General features: G+C 64.1%; 14 protein-coding genes. 10 read left to right on the plus strand and 4 right to left on the minus strand.

All coding sequences use genetic code 11. The annotated features are described in order from the left end of the window. Positions 1 to 58 precede the first annotated feature (58 nt). From BLU67_RS05100 to BLU67_RS05115, 4 genes are all read left to right on the plus strand, one after another. Positions 59 to 586 carry a GNAT family N-acetyltransferase gene (locus BLU67_RS05100; RefSeq protein ID WP_222842385.1) on the plus strand — a complete coding sequence of 176 codons (528 nt, stop codon included), beginning with the start codon at positions 59 to 61 and terminating at the stop codon, positions 584 to 586. A 75-nt stretch (positions 587 to 661) separates the two neighbouring features. Beyond that, positions 662 to 1,945, plus strand: a complete 1,284-nt coding sequence (glyA, locus tag BLU67_RS05105; protein ID WP_092563112.1) for a serine hydroxymethyltransferase — start codon at positions 662 to 664, stop codon at positions 1,943 to 1,945. Continuing rightward, the gene (locus BLU67_RS05110; RefSeq protein ID WP_092563115.1) at positions 1,942 to 2,850 is read left to right on the plus strand and encodes a bifunctional methylenetetrahydrofolate dehydrogenase/methenyltetrahydrofolate cyclohydrolase; all 909 of its coding nucleotides are present in this window, start codon (positions 1,942 to 1,944) and stop codon (positions 2,848 to 2,850) included. Before glyA ends, BLU67_RS05110 begins: the two co-directional genes overlap by 4 nt. A 58-nt stretch (positions 2,851 to 2,908) precedes the next feature. Beyond that, positions 2,909 to 3,724, plus strand: coding sequence for an exodeoxyribonuclease III (locus BLU67_RS05115; RefSeq protein ID WP_092563118.1), 816 nt, complete (start codon positions 2,909 to 2,911; stop codon positions 3,722 to 3,724). Here BLU67_RS05115 and BLU67_RS05120 read toward each other — a convergent pair. Genes BLU67_RS05120 through BLU67_RS05135 form a run of 4 tightly spaced genes read right to left on the minus strand, consistent with a single transcriptional unit; the run spans position 3,721 to position 8,165 of the window. Further along, positions 3,721 to 4,902, minus strand: a complete 1,182-nt coding sequence (locus BLU67_RS05120; protein WP_092563121.1) for a mannose-1-phosphate guanylyltransferase — start codon at positions 4,900 to 4,902, stop codon at positions 3,721 to 3,723. The genes BLU67_RS05115 and BLU67_RS05120 overlap by 4 nt on opposite strands. Continuing rightward, positions 4,899 to 6,161 (minus strand): galactokinase, encoded by a 1,263-nt coding sequence (galK, locus tag BLU67_RS05125; RefSeq protein WP_092563124.1) that lies wholly within the window; start codon positions 6,159 to 6,161, stop codon positions 4,899 to 4,901. Before galK ends, BLU67_RS05120 begins: the two co-directional genes overlap by 4 nt. A gap of 5 nt (positions 6,162 to 6,166) precedes the next feature. Continuing rightward, positions 6,167 to 7,315, minus strand: coding sequence for a galactose-1-phosphate uridylyltransferase (gene galT, locus BLU67_RS05130; RefSeq protein ID WP_261977037.1), 1,149 nt, complete (start codon positions 7,313 to 7,315; stop codon positions 6,167 to 6,169). Positions 7,316 to 7,328: 13 nt separating this feature from the next. Further along, positions 7,329 to 8,165 carry a DeoR/GlpR family DNA-binding transcription regulator gene (locus BLU67_RS05135; RefSeq protein ID WP_092563130.1) on the minus strand — a complete coding sequence of 279 codons (837 nt, stop codon included), beginning with the start codon at positions 8,163 to 8,165 and terminating at the stop codon, positions 7,329 to 7,331. Between the two features lie 87 nt (positions 8,166 to 8,252). Here BLU67_RS05135 and BLU67_RS05140 point away from each other — a divergent pair, with 87 nt between their 5' ends. From BLU67_RS05140 to BLU67_RS05165, 6 genes are all read left to right on the plus strand, one after another. Continuing rightward, positions 8,253 to 8,789, plus strand: coding sequence for a 2'-5' RNA ligase family protein (locus tag BLU67_RS05140; protein WP_092563133.1), 537 nt, complete (start codon positions 8,253 to 8,255; stop codon positions 8,787 to 8,789). Between the two features lie 38 nt (positions 8,790 to 8,827). Then, complete coding sequence (locus BLU67_RS05145; protein WP_092563136.1) at positions 8,828 to 10,048, plus strand: YihY/virulence factor BrkB family protein; 1,221 nt, start codon at positions 8,828 to 8,830, stop codon at positions 10,046 to 10,048. 401 nt (positions 10,049 to 10,449) lie between these two features. Then, complete coding sequence (locus BLU67_RS05150; protein ID WP_222842386.1) at positions 10,450 to 11,586, plus strand: BMP family lipoprotein; 1,137 nt, start codon at positions 10,450 to 10,452, stop codon at positions 11,584 to 11,586. Between the two features lie 132 nt (positions 11,587 to 11,718). Next, positions 11,719 to 13,281, plus strand: coding sequence for an ABC transporter ATP-binding protein (locus BLU67_RS05155; RefSeq protein WP_092563142.1), 1,563 nt, complete (start codon positions 11,719 to 11,721; stop codon positions 13,279 to 13,281). Between the two features lie 47 nt (positions 13,282 to 13,328). Further along, positions 13,329 to 14,588: an ABC transporter permease gene (locus BLU67_RS05160; RefSeq protein ID WP_222842388.1), complete on the plus strand. Its 1,260-nt coding sequence runs from the start codon at positions 13,329 to 13,331 to the stop codon at positions 14,586 to 14,588. Beyond that, positions 14,585 to 15,874: an ABC transporter permease gene (locus BLU67_RS05165; protein WP_092563147.1), complete on the plus strand. Its 1,290-nt coding sequence runs from the start codon at positions 14,585 to 14,587 to the stop codon at positions 15,872 to 15,874. The genes BLU67_RS05160 and BLU67_RS05165 overlap by 4 nt, the downstream gene beginning before the upstream one ends. The last annotated feature ends 58 nt before the right edge of the window (positions 15,875 to 15,932 follow it).

Below are 15,932 nucleotides of genomic sequence, written 5' to 3' on the forward strand. Positions count from 1 at the left end.
TGCCCCGAGCCTAAAAACACCGTAGGCTCGGGGCAGAGCCATCTTTAGGAGGACAGCCGTGTCTGACGTGAGAATCGACCTCATCACCGCCGAGCACGCCGGAGAACTCATGACCGTGCGCCGCGCGGCGTTCGTGACCGAAGCGCAGGTCTACGGCGATCCGCACCTGCCGGTGCTCACCGAATCGCTAGAGGACATCGATAAGGACCTCGCCCGCGAGGACGTCGTCACCCTCGGCGCATGGATTGGCACGCGGCTCGTCGGCTCCATCCGCGTCGCGATCGATGGCACCCGCGCCAAGCTTGGCCGCCTGGCCGTCACGCCCGACTTGCAGAAGCAGGGAATCGGGACGGCGCTGCTGCTCAAGGTGCTGGAATACCTGCCCGAGGACATCTCCGAGGTGTGGGTCTTTACCGCGCAGGACAAGCGCGCGAGCCTGGACATCCCCGGGATGCCCGGCCACGACGATGATTTCGATGAATACGCCGGCGAACTGACCTACTCCTACCTGCGCCGGGTGCTTGGCGAAGAAGACGAAGACGATGACGATCTCGTCGACGCTTTCGGCGCCCCCGCCGCCGATTGATCTGCGCTAGGCTCAACCTCGTCACCCATTATCGATTCGGCGCCGATGACGGCCGAAACCTAGGAGTAGGTACCCGTGACGCAGGATGTCCTTAACGCCCCACTAGCTCAGATCGATCCAGAGATTGCCGACGTGCTGACCGGGGAGTTAGACCGGCAACGTCACACCCTGGAGATGATCGCCTCGGAGAACTTCGTGCCTCGCGCCGTGTTGCAGGCCCAGGGTTCGGTGCTCACAAACAAGTATGCCGAGGGCTACCCCGGCCGGCGCTACTACGGTGGCTGCGAGCAGGTCGACATCGCGGAAAACCTCGCTATCGAGCGTGTCAAAGCGCTGTTCGGGGCCGACTACGCCAACGTCCAGCCGCACTCAGGAGCTACCGCCAACGCGGCCGTGTTGCACGCGATCGCCTCGCCCGGTGACACCCTGCTCGGCCTCGAGCTCGCCCACGGCGGCCACCTCACCCACGGCATGAAGATCAACTTCTCCGGCAAGCTGTACGACGCCAAGGCCTATGGCGTGGATCCACAGACCTACCTCGTCGACATGGACAAGGTACGCGAGGCGGCCCGCGAGCATGAGCCGCGCGTCATCATCGCCGGGTGGTCCGCATACCCGCGTCAGCTCGACTTCGCCGCCTTCCGCGAGATCGCCGACGAGGTCGGCGCGACCCTGTGGGTCGACATGGCGCACTTCGCCGGGCTCGTGGCGGCCGGCTTGCACCCGAACCCCGTCCCACACGCCCACGTCGTCTCCTCCACCGTCCACAAGACGCTCGGCGGCCCGCGCTCCGGGCTCATCCTGTCCTCCGACGCCGAGACCTTCGGCCGCAAGCTCAACTCGGCGGTCTTCCCCGGCCAGCAGGGCGGCCCGCTCATGCACGTCATCGCGGCGAAGGCCACCGCCTTCAAGCTCGCCGGCAGCCCGGAATTCGCCGAGCGCCAGCAGCGCACCATCGAAGGCGCCAAGATCCTCGCCGAGCGGCTGCTCGCTGATGATATGAAGGACTCCGGCGTCTCCGTCCTGACCGGCGGTACCGACGTCCACCTCGTGCTCGTCGACCTGCGCAATTCCGAGCTCGATGGCAAGCAGGCCGAAGACCTGCTGCACGCTGCCGGCATCACCGTCAACCGCAACGCGATCCCGTTCGACCCGCGCCCGCCGATGGTCACCTCCGGGCTGCGGATCGGTACCCCGGCGCTCGCCACGCGCGGCTTTGGCGCGACCGAGTTCGCCGAGGTCGCCGACGTCATCGCCATCGCGCTGCGCGATGGGGCAGGCGCCGACGTCGAGGCCCTGAAGGCGCGCGTTACCAAGCTGACCGAGAACTTCCCGCTGTACGACGGGCTCGTCCAGTGAGGGCGCCGTGGCAGGGGCCAGCCAAGGTCCTTGATGGCAAGGCGACGGCGGCCGAGATCAAGGCTGAACTGGCTGAGCGCGTCGCCGCGCTAAAGGAACGCGGCATCACGCCGGGCCTCGGGACGGTGCTCGTCGGGGAGGATCCCGGCAGCGTCTCCTACGTCGCGGGTAAGCATCGCGACTGCGAGCAGGTGGGGATCGCTTCCATCCGCGAGGACCTGCCGGCCGATGCGAGCGAGGACGACATTCGCGCGGCGATCACGCGGCTGAATAACGATCCGGCGTGTACGGGCTACATCGTCCAGCTGCCGCTGCCCAAGGGCGTCGATACCAACGCACTGCTGGAACTCATCGATCCGGACAAGGACGCCGACGGGCTGCATCCGACGAACCTCGGGCGGCTCGTGCTGCGGGTCTCCGAGGACATCGACACGCCGCTGCCGTGCACGCCGCGCGCCGTCATCGAGCTCATGCAGCGCCACGGGATCGACCTCAACGGCGCCGACGTGTGCGTCGTCGGCCGCGGGACCACCGTCGGGCGTTCCATCGGGCTGCTCATGGGCCGCAAGGACGTCAACGCCACGGTCACGAGCTGCCACACCGGAACGACGGACCTGGCCGACAAGGTCCGGGCCGCCGATGTCGTCGTCGCCGCCTCGGGCGTCGCCGGACTCATCACGCCCGAGATGCTCAAGCCCGGCGCCATCGTCTTGGACGTCGGCGTCTCGCGCGTCGTCGATGAGGCGAGCGGCAAGGCTCGCCTGCAGGGCGACGTCGCCGACGGGGTCGACGAGGTCGCCTCCTGGCTCTCGCCCAACCCCGGGGGAGTGGGACCGATGACGCGCGCGCTGCTGCTCGTCAACGTCGTGGAAGCGGCCGAACGCGCCGCCGCCGCGAAGGCGTAGCGCGCGTCGCAAACGAGGTCTCGTCGAGCGTGTCCGCGCGGCATGCGACGATAGGGGCATGCTTTCGATCTCTACCGTCAACGTCAACGGAATCCGCGCCGCGGCCCGCCGCGGCATGCCTGACTGGCTCACCCACGCCGCGCCGGACATCCTGCTGCTGCAAGAGGTGCGCGCCAACCGCGCCCAGCTCGATGAGGTTTTCGAAACGACGGACACGATCCACCTGCACGATTCGTGCCTGAAGGGCCGGGCAGGCGTCGCCGTCATCTCCGCGCTGCCGCACGGTGAGGTCCGCACCGGGCTGAGCGAGGAGGAGCCGGAGGTGGATTCGGGCCGCTGGCTGGAAGTCGATCTCAGCGTGCCGGGGCTGCAGCGCCCGCTGACGGTCATCTCCACCTACCTGCACTCCGGCACCGTCGGCACCGAGAAGATGGACTTCAAATACGCCCACCTCGATCGGGTCGGCGCACGCCTTAGCGACCTCGCCGCCGATATGGCCGCCGGTCGCCGCGAGGTCCTCATCGCGGGCGATTTCAATATCGTGCGCAGCGAGCGGGACATCAAGAACTGGAAGGGCAACTACAACAAGACGGCGGGCGTGCTGCAAGACGAGATCGACCACCTCGATCGCTGGTTCGATGAGCTTGGTTTCGTTGACGTCCACCGTCAGCTAGCAGGCGACGTGCAAGGCCCGTACACGTGGTGGTCCTGGCGCGGCAAGGCCTACGACAACGATGCCGGCTGGCGCATCGACTACCAGATGGCGAGCCCCGGCCTCGCCGCGGCCGCGCGCGAGGCGCACGTCTTTCGCGCCGAGACGTGGGCGGAGCGGTTTTCCGATCACGCCCCGCTCACGGTGCGCTACGAGCTTTAGGCCAGGTCCGCCCGGCCGCGCTCGGCGAGCAGCTTCGGGATCTCGCCGACGCCCTGGGCCTGATCGGCCGTCGTGATGAGGATGGCGTCGTCGGTCAACGTGACAACGACGTTCTCGATCCCCTTCGCGATCACCACGGGCAGGTCATCACCCGTGCGGTGATCGACGACGAGCGCGCCCGGGGAATCGAGCGCGAAGGCATGCTCGGAGACGTCCACATCGAGGTGCTGGCGCAGCGCCGCCATATCTCCTAAGTCATCCCAGCCGAGATCGGCGGGCGCGGGAACGACGGCGACACCGCCGTCCGCGGCGACGGGCTCGGCAATCGCGTGATCGATCGCGATGGCCTCGAGCGCATCCCAGTGCTCGGCCAGCGCGTCCTGCCGGTCCTCGCTATCCCACGCCTGCGCAAGGGCCTCGATATGGTCCGCGAAATCGGGCATGAGCGAGCGCAGGTGGCGTGCCAGGACATCGGCCCGCATGACGAACATTCCCGCGTTCCAGACGAACTCGCCGGACTCCAGGTAGGCGCTAGCGCGCTGCGCATCGGGTTTTTCGACGAACTGGCTCGCGCGGTAGGCGGGCAGCGGGGGAGCGATCGGGTGCGGGCCGGTCACATGCAGCGACGTTTGAGCGAGCATCGTCGCCGCGATCGCGAGCTCCGGCTTGGAATCGGGCGTCTCGGCAGCGGACAGTTCGAGCTCGCTGCCGAGCTTGATGTAGCCGAAGCCCGTCGCGGCATGCGTCGGGGTGATGCCGATCGTCGTGATGTAGCCATCTTCGGCGCACGTGAGCGCGGTCAGGACCGCGTCGTCGAAGGAGTCCTCGTTTTCGATGACGTGATCGGCCGCGAAGGAGCCGACAAGGACGTCCTCACCGTAGCGGCGTGCCGCAATCGCGCTCGCGAGCGCTATCGCGGGCAGCGAATTGCGACCCGACGGCTCGGTAATGATCGCCGTTTCCGGCAGGCCGGACTGCGCGGCGACGGCCTCGGCGTGCGCGGCGCCCGTGACGATGAGGGTCTCATCGGCGAGCGAGTCGAGTCGGTCAACGGTCGAGCGCAGCAAGCTCGAGCCCGAGCCGGTGAGGTCGAGCAGGAATTTGGGGTGGTGGCGCCGCGACAGTGGCCACAGGCGCGTGCCGGCGCCCCCTGCGGGAATGATGGCAACGAAGGTCATGGCTCAATCGTGTCATGAGCAAAGCCCGGCGCGGCTGCGATTGCGGCATACAGGTGGGGCTCGGCGAAGCCCCCTTCCGCAAACGCCGCACGGATCGCGGCCGCGGTATCGGCAGCACGCTCGCTGGTGGTCAGGACGATGGCGCTGCCGCCAAACCCGCCGCCCGTCATGCGCGCACCGATCGCGCCCGCCGAGGCGGCCGTATCGACCACGAGGTCGAGCTCGGGGCACGTCACCTCGTAGTCATCGCGCAGCGAAGCGTGCGAGGCGAACATGAGCTCGCCGAGCGCGTGTCTGCCCTCGGGCGTGGTAAGCGCGCCGTCCTGAAGCAGCTCGATGAAGCCGCGCGTGCGGCCAATTTCAGTCACGACGTGGCGCGTGCGAGCAACCAGGCGGTCGCGGTCGGCCGAAGGTGCCCGCTCGGCGAGCTGGGCCAGCGCTGAATCGAGGTCGGTGATGTCGGCGAGCAGCGGGATATCGAGCAGCTGCGCGGCCCGCTCGCAATCGGCGCGCCGGGCCGCATACTGCCCATCGACGAGCGCGTGTGGTGCCCGCGTATCGACGACGAGCAGCGTCGCGCCCACCGCTTCGAGGTCGAACGGCACGTGGGAGATCTCGCCGGTGCGGCAATCGAGGGCGAGCGCGTGACCTTCGTGGGCGCGCAGCGACGCGGCCTGGTCCATGCCTCCGGTCGGGGCGCCCGCAATCTCGTTTTCGGCCCGCACGCACGCCTCAACCCAGCGCGCGCGGCCCTCGTCGTCGTCCAGTGCGAGGGTGGAGCCGGTCGCGGTTGCGAGCGCTACCGCCACGGTGCACTCCAACGCGGCGGAGGAGGACAGGCCCGCGCCGAAGGGCACGCACGAGTCAACGGCGATGTCGAAGCCCGGGCAGCGCTGCAGGAGTCCGGCCTGCTCGGCAGCCCACGTGACGCCCACGACGTAGCTGGACCAGCCGAGGTCCGCACCGGGGGCCACATCATCGAGCGATACCTCGATCACGCCGTCGGCCTGCGCGGATGTGAGCCGAACGGTTCGGTCATCGCGCAGGCGCACGTGAGCAAATGTGCGGTGGGGTAGGGCGATCGGCAGGGCGAGCCCGCCGTTGTAGTCGGTGTGCTCCCCAATGAGGTTGACTCGGCCGGGCGCCGAGCCGATGACGGCGGGGCGCTCGGATGCGCCGAAGGCGTTCTCAGCCAGGCGCGTCACGCGCTCGGCGCCGGCGGCGAGGGCGAATGGCTCTGAGGTCTGCCAGGTCGTCATGTCTATCACCGGGTGGGTTGCTCTGCGGAGGCGAGAGCGAGTGCGCTACGGAAGCGTTCCGCGATGTTCTCGGGGCTCGTATCCGAGATCCAAGCGCCCATGCCCGATTCGGATCCGGCCAGGTACTTCAGCTTGCCGGGCGAGCGCAGGAAGGAGAAGTACTGCAGGTGCAGGCGGAGGTCCTCGCGACCGGGCCCGATGACGGACTGGTTCCACGAGGCGATGTAGGGCATGTTGAGCTTGCCGACCTTGTCGGCGAAGAAGTAGTTTCCGGCCGCCAGCAGATCCAGGTACATGTGCGAGAGCTCAGATTTCTCGTCCTCGTTCAGTGCGGCGAGGTCAGGAACGTTGCGGCGCGGCACGAGGTGGGCCTCGATCGGCCACTTCGCAGCGACCGGGACATACAGCACCCAGTGTTCGCCTTCGGCAAGGATGCGGGTTCCCGCGCGCAGTTCGGCCGCGAGAACGTCTTCGTGCAGTTGGCGTCCCGTGGCCTGCCGGTAGGCGGTAGCGCGCTGCAGCATCGCGGCGGTGCGAGGCGGAATGTAGGGGTAGGCGTAGATCTGACCGTGGGGGTGGTGCAGGGTGACGCCGATTTCCTCGCCGTGGTTTTCGAAGCAGAAGACCTGTTTGATGCCCTCGAGCTCGCTGAGCTCACGGGTGCGATCCGCCCACGCTCCGATGACGGTGCGCATGCGCTTGGGGCCCATGTCGACGAGATTTTCTTCCAACCGCGGGCCAAAGCAGATGACCTCGCAGCGGCCTGCCGCCGGAGCAGCGGCGAAGAGCTCCTCGCCGTCGACGTGGACGATCCCGGTGTCCTCGCCGGGAACCGCAAGCAGGGACGGGAAGCGGTTTTCAAAGACGACAACGTCGTAGTCGGTGTCGGGAACTTCGCCGTCTTGATATTCCGCGCCGGGCCGCGCTGGTGCGAGTGGATTGGCGTCAGCGGGCGGCAGGAACGTGCGGTTCATCCGGTGGGTGGCCATCGGAATCCATTCGCCCGTGAGGGGGCACTGTCGCATTTGAGGTCCCGCGCTCATGGACTCGAATCGATCCGGCAGTGGGCGCGGATCATCGAGTCGCCTGGTGGCCTTACCCGAAACATAGGGCTCGGAATCGTCGAAGTAGATGAGCTCGCGGCCATCTGCCATGCGAGTGGTAGTTTTACGCATCGCGTTTCGCGACCTCCAGGTTAATTCCATGGTTGACGAGCGATTCCCGCGTCGCCCTATCGGGTTCTTGATCGGTGACGATGACCCCGATGCGAGAGGGATGGCAGAAGCTTCGCAGGCCCGCAACGCCCCACTTGGTGTGGTCCAGGACCGCGACGACCGTGCGGGAGGCCTCAATCATTGCGGTGTTCGTTGCCGCTTCCGACATGTTGGGCGTCATGAGTCCGACTTCCAGGTCATAGCCATGTGCGCCGGCAAAGACCCAGTCGAGGCGCAGCTGCTGGAAGGTTTCAATCGCGAGCATGCCCACGAGTGCGTCGGACGGGGTGCGCTCGCCGCCCGAGAGCATGACGGTCGGTGCGGTCTTGCCTTCGGCCCGGGCTTGCAGTGTCGCCTCGTACAGCACTTGAGCGGCCGGCAGCGAGTTTGTCACGATCGTGAGCGTTGCGAAGTGGGGGAGTGTTGTCAGGGCTCGGGCAACGGCGAGGGTCGTGGTGCCAGCGGTGAGAGCCACGGCTTCGCCCGGACGGATTCGAGGGACCGCGACCTCGGCGATGCGGGCCTTCTCACTCACGTACTGAATCGACTTTGATTCAAAGGAAGGCTCCACAGCCGCCGGCTCGAGCGCGACCGCACCACCGTGAACGCGATCCACGAGTCCGCGGTCGACAAGTTCGGTGATATCGCGACGCGCGGTCATCTCCGAGACTCCCAGGCTCGAGACGATCTCCGCGACTCGCACGGCGCCATGATCTTCGACCCAGGCAAGAATTCTCTCTTGGCGTTGCCGTGCCAGAAGGGGTGGCCCGCCGTTAGCTGCTTTGCTCATGGTCCTATTGTTGCAAAACAAACACAATCGAACAAGATCGAACGGCGGGCGGCGTGAAAATCGTCGAGCCGCGATAAGCTGACCTGGATGGTTGCGTCCCGAAGTCTCTACGCCTGTGTGATCCTGCCCTTGTCGGGATCGCTAGCGCGCGCGGTCCGCGACGCTCGGTCGGCCTCCCTTCCGCCCGGCATCGAAGTTCCGACCCATATCACCGTGCTGCCGCCATGGCGGGCCAGCGCTGGTGAGATCAACGCGCTCTTAGCACACACCGCTACGGTGGGGGAAACATGCTCGCCATTTGAAGTGTCGTCCGGGGAGATCGGTACCTTCGAACCGATTTCGCCCGTCGTCTATCTCGACATTGCGCGGGGGCGCGAATCCATCTTCCGATTGCATCGCCAGCTCAAGGCGGGTGTACCCGGCGCCGATTTTAGGTTCCCATTCGTCCCGCACATCACCCTCGCTCAAATCGATGATGATGCTCAGCTCGACGCGGTTCGCGAGCATATGGCGGACTTCTCTGGCAGCAGTCTCGTCACCGATATGTGTGTTGTCACCGGCCCCTCGCTGGAGCACTGGTCCGAGCAAGAGTGCGTGAAACTCAGCGGACCGGGATCGCGGTAAATGTCGCCTGGAGCCTGCACCATCGATAGCCTGGCTCCATGACCAGCCTGGAAGATAACCCGCGAATTGACGAGGCGACAGTTGTCGCAGTCGAGAAGATCTCCCTCAAAGAGTTGCTTGCAAGTGAATCAAGCGCCGTGGGCAAAGCCAAGGCGACCTTCACGTGGTACCAATCCACTCGCGTCGGTCGCGCTATGTCGCGCCTATCGATGGCCTCGGGATTTTACTTAGCCGGTGGTATCGCTTATGCCGCACTGTTTTCCATCTTCGCCGCATTAGCCATCGGGTGGACGATCTTCATGGCGGTGCTCGGCGGAAATGACCAGCTGCGCGCCTCGGTGATCGACTCGGTCAATACCGCGCTGCCGGGAATGATTGACAACGGATCCAATAATGGCTTGGTCAGCCCCGACAGTCTCGTGCTCGATACGGCGTTGAACTTGACGTCCATCATCGCGTTCGTGGTCCTGCTGTGGTCGGCGCTCGCGGTGATGACCGCACTTCGCACGTCGATCCAAAAGATGTTCGGCATCGTCGGTGCCCCGGTGAGTTTCGTTGTCGGCAAGCTCAAAGACCTGTCCGGATTCGTTGTCCTTGCCCTCGCTGTGCTTGTCACTTCGGCGCTCGGCATCGCCGCGGGCACGCTCGGCACCGCGATCCTGGACTGGCTCGGCGTTGAGGGGGCTGTCGCGGGCTTCTTGCTGCGTGCCGTCTCCTTCCTCATCGCCGCTGCGGTCGACTTTGCAGTCTTTGTCTTCCTCTTCCGATTCGTGGCGGGAATGCGAGTGCCAAAGAAGGACCTCGTGATGGGGGCGGGGCTTGCAGCGATCGCCTCGTCGGTGCTTCGCGTCGTAGGAACGGCCGCTGTGGGCTCGGTCAGCGATAACCCTGTGCTAGCTGGTGCGACCGCACTTGTCACCCTGCTGTTGTGGGTCAACCTGCTTGCCCGCGTCACGTTGCTGATGGCGGCATTTACCGCCAACCCTCCGGCCCCGGTTACGCCGGACTCGCCGGAGGAAATTCGCCAGAATGAATCGCCCAACTATGTCACCGTCTCGGCTCCTCGAACGCTGAACTGGGATTTCCAAGCGATGACCGGCGCGCTCAATCCCGATCCCTCGCTCAATCCGGACGCTGAGCCCAAGGAACCCGAGACGCCCTATTGGGGCGGTATCATTGGTGCATACAAAAAGTGGCGGATCAAACGCACTGAAGCCAAGCTCGCGAAGATGCGGCGCCATTACTACCACGGCGAATAAAGGCCGAGCTGCTTTGATTGCGATAGCCGTCATAGATGGTTTAGTGAAACGTTAGTTCCGGTCGCTTTTGCGTTGCTTGATTGTGAGCTGAAACTCAGCCGTGTGCCGAAGATCATGGCGTCAAGGGCGTTCCATGGTGCGGCACAGGGCTCTCTCCCACGTATGCTGGAGGAGAAGTCGAAACAGGTTCGACGAGACCCATTCGTCAACGAGGTAGATGAGGTCATTGTGATTGAGTCCATCTCCGTCCCGAATTGGTAACGAAACGAAAATCCAAGGACAAAGACTTCGGACATGGAAACAACTCGTCGTACGATGTTTTGGACATATCGCCACAGGGCTACAACGGAGTCGTCCGTTGAGCTCCCCTCTGTGGCGGCAGACTGCAGGTAGGAGAACCCGTGAAGAAGTCAGTACTCTTCAGCACCATGGCCGCTGCGGCCCTGGTTCTTTCAGCATGTGGCCAGGCGCCCGAAAGCACGCCTACCGCCACGAACAACAAGACCGACAGCACCGGCGAAGCGACCGATGGCGCCAAGGACGGCGTGGATTACGCCAAGTTCAAGGCGTGCATGGTCTCCGATGAAGGCGGCTTTGATGACCGCTCCTTCAACCAGTCCGGTTTCGAAGGCCTGAAGAAGGCCGAAAGCGAACTCGGCGTCCAGGTCGCCATGGCTGAATCCCACAGCCCGGGTGACTTCCAGCAGAACATCGACTCCCTCATGGGTCAGAACTGCAACCTGATTATCGGCGTTGGCTTCATGCTCAACGACGCGATCCGTGATTCGGCGCGCGCCAACGAGGACGTCCACTTCGCTCTCATCGACTCTCGCATCACCGAGGGCCAGGGCGAGGACTTCAAGGTGCTCGATCTGCCGAACGCCAAGCCCCTCGTCTTCAACACCGCTGAAGCTGGCTACCTCGCGGGCTACGCCGCTGCAGGTATGTCGGAGTCGGGCAAGCTCGGCACCTTCGGCGGCATGGACCTGCCCTCGGTGAAGATCTTCATGGATGGCTTTGAAGACGGCATGAAGAAGTACAACGAGGACAACGGCAAGTCCGTCACGCTCGCGGGCTGGTCCAAGGACTCACAGACCGGTCAGTTCGTTGGTAACTTCTCCGACACCAACAAGGGCAAGCAGATCACCGAGAACATGCTCGCCCAGGGCGTCGACATCGTGATGCCGGTTGCTGGCCCGGTTGGCTCCGGTACGGTTGCCGCCGTCAAGGAGCAGGGCAAGGGCTCGGTCGTGTGGGTTGACTCCGATGGCTTCGAGTCCACCTCAGACGGCGCCGTCATGCTCACCTCTGTCGTGAAGGAAATCGGCCAGTCCGTCTTCGACACGATCAAGGCTGCTGCTGAAGGCAGCTACAGCTCTGAGGCCTACGTGGGCACCCTGGAAAACGGTGGTGTCGCGATGGCTCCGTTCCACGACTTTGAGGACAAGGTCCCCGCGGAACTGAAGGATGCCCTGGAGAAGATCAAGGACCAGATCATCTCCGGCGAGATCAAGGTTGAGACCGAGAACCAGCCGTAAAGCTCGCAATCGGCCCGCGAGAGATGCCAGGGGAATTTTCTCCGACATGCTCGCGGGCCGACCCATACTCTCCTTAATTCCATCCGACTGCCTGCCCGTATCGGTGCGGGCCAGACTGACAGGAACAGCCAAGTGAAACTCGAACTTCGCGGGATCACTAAGGTTTTCGGGCCCCTCGTGGCCAACGACTCTATTGATCTAGTCGTCGAACCTGGTGAAATCCATGCGTTGCTCGGTGAGAACGGCGCCGGTAAATCCACGCTGATGAACGTCCTTTACGGGCTTTATCAGCCGGACGGTGGCGAGATTCTCATCGACGACAAACCCGTCACATTCAACGGTCCCGGCGACGCCGTCGCCGCCGGTATCGGCATGGTGCACCAGCACTTCATGCTCGTCCCCGTCTTCACCGTCTCCGAATCCGTTGCCCTCGGCTACGAACCAACCGGTCCACTCGGGATCATTTCCACCGAACGTGCCGCCGCCAAGGTGAAGGAACTGTCCGACCGCTTTGGCTTCAATATCGATCCAGATGCCTACATCGAGGACCTGTCGGTCGGCGCACAGCAGCGAGTAGAGATCATCAAGGCACTCTCCCGGGAGGCTGAGGTCCTCATTCTCGATGAGCCAACCGCTGTGCTCACCCCGCAGGAAACAGATGAACTGCTGCAGATCATGCGGGAGCTGAAGGAGCAGGGCCGCTCCATCATCCTCATCACCCATAAGCTACGTGAAGTCAAAGCCGTCGCTGACAAGATCACCGTCATCCGTCGCGGCAAAGTCGTTGGTACCGCCGATCCTTCCGCATCGGAAACAGATCTCGCCTCGGCCATGGTGGGCCGCGCTGTCGACCTTGGAGTCGACAAGAAGGCTGCGCAGCCGGGCAACGCCGACTTCCAGATCAAGAACCTCACGGTGCTCGACCATCTCGGACGCGCCGAAGTCCGCGATCTCAGCTTCGATGTTCACGCGGGCGAGATCGTGGCAATCGCGGGTGTTCAGGGCAATGGCCAAACCGAACTCGCCGAAGCAATCTTGGGCCTGCGCGACATCTCCCAGGGCTCAATCGAGCTGGACGGCAAGCCGCTGGCCGGGATGAACGTCAAGAGCCGCCTGAAGGCCGGAATCGGCTTCGTTCCCGAAGACCGCTCCACCGACGGCATGATCGCGACGTTCTCCATCGCCGAGAACATGATCCTCGATATGTACGATCGCGAACCCTTCGCCAAGGGCGTCAATATGAACAAGTCGGTGATCGCAAAGAACGCTGAGGAACGTCGCGATGAGTTCGATGTTCGCGTCACCTCAGTCTTTGATCCCATTTCGACGCTGTCTGGCGGTAACCAGCAAAAGGTCATTCTCGCCCGCGAAATGTCTCGCGATCTCCACCTCCTGGTGGCATCCCAGCCCACGCGCGGCCTCGATGTCGGCTCGATCGAGTTCGTCCACGCCCGCATCGTCGCGGAACGAGACAAGGGCACGCCAGTGCTCATTGTCTCGACCGAACTCGATGAGATCTATGCCCTCGCCGACCGCATCGCGGTCATGTACGGCGGCAAGCTTGTCGGCATGGTCACGCCCGATACCCCTCGCTCGGTCCTCGGCCTGATGATGGCTGGCGTTCCCTATGAGGAAGCCGTCGCACAGGCCGAATCCGATCAACAGTCGGCGGAAATCGCCAAGGAGGAGTCATGACACAGACCCCGAATCCCACAGGCGACCCCACGCCCATCGAACCCAGCATGCAAGCGGCCCCCGAGGCCGCTGAAGCCCCCGAGGCGCCAGCGTCGCGTCAAGACCGACGCAAGGATAGCCAGTCGGTAATCCGCGAGATCATGGGCTCCTCTGGCGTCCTGATCTTCTTCGCGATTCTGCTCGCGCTTATCATAGGAGCCATTTTGGTGGCGGCGTTTGACCCTCGCGTCCAGACGACGGCCTCCTACCTGTTCGCTCGCCCATCGGACTTCTTCGCCGCGGTCTGGCATTCCATTTCCGGATTCTTCAGCTCGCTCTTTAGGGGCGCGCTGTTTGATTACTCGGCCAGCTCGACCGCTCGCATGGTCCGGCCCTTGACCGAATCGATGACAAATGCCGTGCCGCTGATTCTGGCAGGCCTTTCCGTCGCGGTGGCTTTCCGCGCCGGCCTGTTCAACATTGGTGCGCAGGGGCAGATCATCCTCGGTGCGCTCGTTGGTGGCTATGTCGGCATCGCGTGGGAGCTGCCGGTAGGCCTCCACCTGATCGTCGCAGTCCTCGGCGCGGCCCTGGGCGGCGCTATCTGGGGCTCGATCCCCGGCATCCTAAAAGCTAAGGCGGGTGCGAACGAGGTTATCGTGACGATCATGCTCAACTCGATCGCGCTCTACCTGCTGTCGTTCTTCCTCAAGACCAAGACCTACATTGGGGCGGGTTACGCAGGTAAGTCGGAGAACATTCCGGCCGATGCCTCCTACCCGCTGATCTTCGGTCCGCCGTTCCGCCTGCACTACGGCATCCTCGTCGCGCTCGCCGCAGCGGCATTCGTCTGGTGGTTACTGGAACGTTCGACGCTCGGCTTCGAGATCCGTGCAGCAGGCGCTAACCCATCGGCTGCACGCACCGCTGGCGTGTCGGTGAACCGCACCATCATCATCACGATGATCATTGCGGGTGCACTCGCGGGTCTTGCCGCGACCGGTCCCGTGTTGGGAACCGAGCGGTTCCTGTCCAACGGCGTGGCCGCATCCTTCGGTTTTGACGCCATCACCGTTGCGTTGCTGGGACGCTCGCGTCCCGTGGGCGTGGTCTTTGCTGGTCTGCTCTTCGGTGCACTCAATGCTGGCGCCGCCACCATGCAGGCCGCAGCACAGATCCCCGTTGACATCGTCCAGGTCGCCCAGGCCATCATCGTGCTGCTGATCGCAGCTCCGCCGCTCGTGCGGTGGATCCTGCGGCTACCTGATCCGGAGCGGCGCACGACCCCGAGAGCCCGCGTTACGAAGAAGGAGGTGGCGGCGGCATGAGCCAGGCCACAGCAGACATGGTTCGCCACGATGAAGTAATCGAGGCGCCCGTCATCCACGCTCCAATTCAGTGGCGGTTCCCGATCGCGGCAATGGTGATGGCCATCCTGACGGTCATTTTCGCCACAATTTCCAAGGGCGAGTCGGTATTCTCGATGGCCGGAGCATCGCGTGCCTTCGAGATTTCCAACCTGCACATGAACTCCTCACCGGTCGTATGGACGCTCGCCGTCCTGGCGATCGTCTTTGCGGGGGTCGCGACCTATCTTGCGATGAACCGCAAGAAGTACGTCGCCATGTTCACCGGTCTCGCGGCCGTCGCATTCATCCTCGGCTTCCTGGTATGGATTGTCGCGGGTCGCACCGGCGCCACGATGCCCGTCGTCCAGCTCTTGCAGGGTGCAGTGGCATTCGCCGTTCCGCTCATCCTTGGGGCCCTTTCGGGTGTCGTGTGTGAACGCTCCGGCATCATCAATATTGCGATCGAAGGCCAACTGCTTGCGGGGGCCTTCATGGGGGCGGTCATCGCATCGCTCGCGAATAGCCCACTCATCGGGATGCTGCTCGCTCCCGTGGCCGGCGTCCTCGTGGCGCTGCTGCTCGGCCTGTTCACCATCAAGTACCGGGTGGACCACATCATCGTCGGCGTCGTGCTCAACATGCTCGTCCTCGGCCTGACGTCCTTCCTGTACTCCTCGTGGCTAATGAATGATCCGTCGCGATTGAATCGTGCGTCGTTCCTCGGCCGTTACCCGATCCCGCTGCTGTCCGATATCCCGGTCATCGGCCCGGTCTTCTTCAACCAAACGATCCTGGTCTACCTCATGTACATCATCGTGATCGTTTTGCAGTTCATGCTCTTCCGCTCGCGCTGGGGTCTGCGCCTGCGCGCCTGCGGTGAGCACCCGAAGGCCGCTGACACCGTGGGTATCAAGGTCAACCGCACCCGGTGGCGGGCCGTCATGCTGGGCGGTGCGCTCGCCGGACTTGGTGGCGCGTTCTTCTCGATTGGTTTGGGCCTGGCCTTTACCAAGAACATGGCTGCCGGTAACGGCTTCATCGCCCTCGCGGCGATGATCCTTGGCCGCTGGAATCCCAAGGGTGCCGTAGCCGCGGCCGCCATCTTCGGTTTCGCGACCAACCTCGGCTACGTCATGCAGTCGGTGAACAACTCCATCCCGTACGAGTTCCTGCTCATGATCCCGTATGTCGTGACAATCCTCGCGGTTGCGGGCTTCGTTGGGGCGGTTCGCCCGCCCGCGATGGAAGGCAAACCCTACCCGTAAGCCGCAAGCTTCGGCACAGTACAGCCCAGGGTCTACCTGGGCTGTACTGGTTAATGAA

This window comes from Bowdeniella nasicola (assembly GCF_900107735.1).
In the GTDB taxonomy this organism is placed as follows: Bacteria; Actinomycetota; Actinomycetes; order Actinomycetales; family Actinomycetaceae; genus Bowdeniella; species Bowdeniella massiliensis.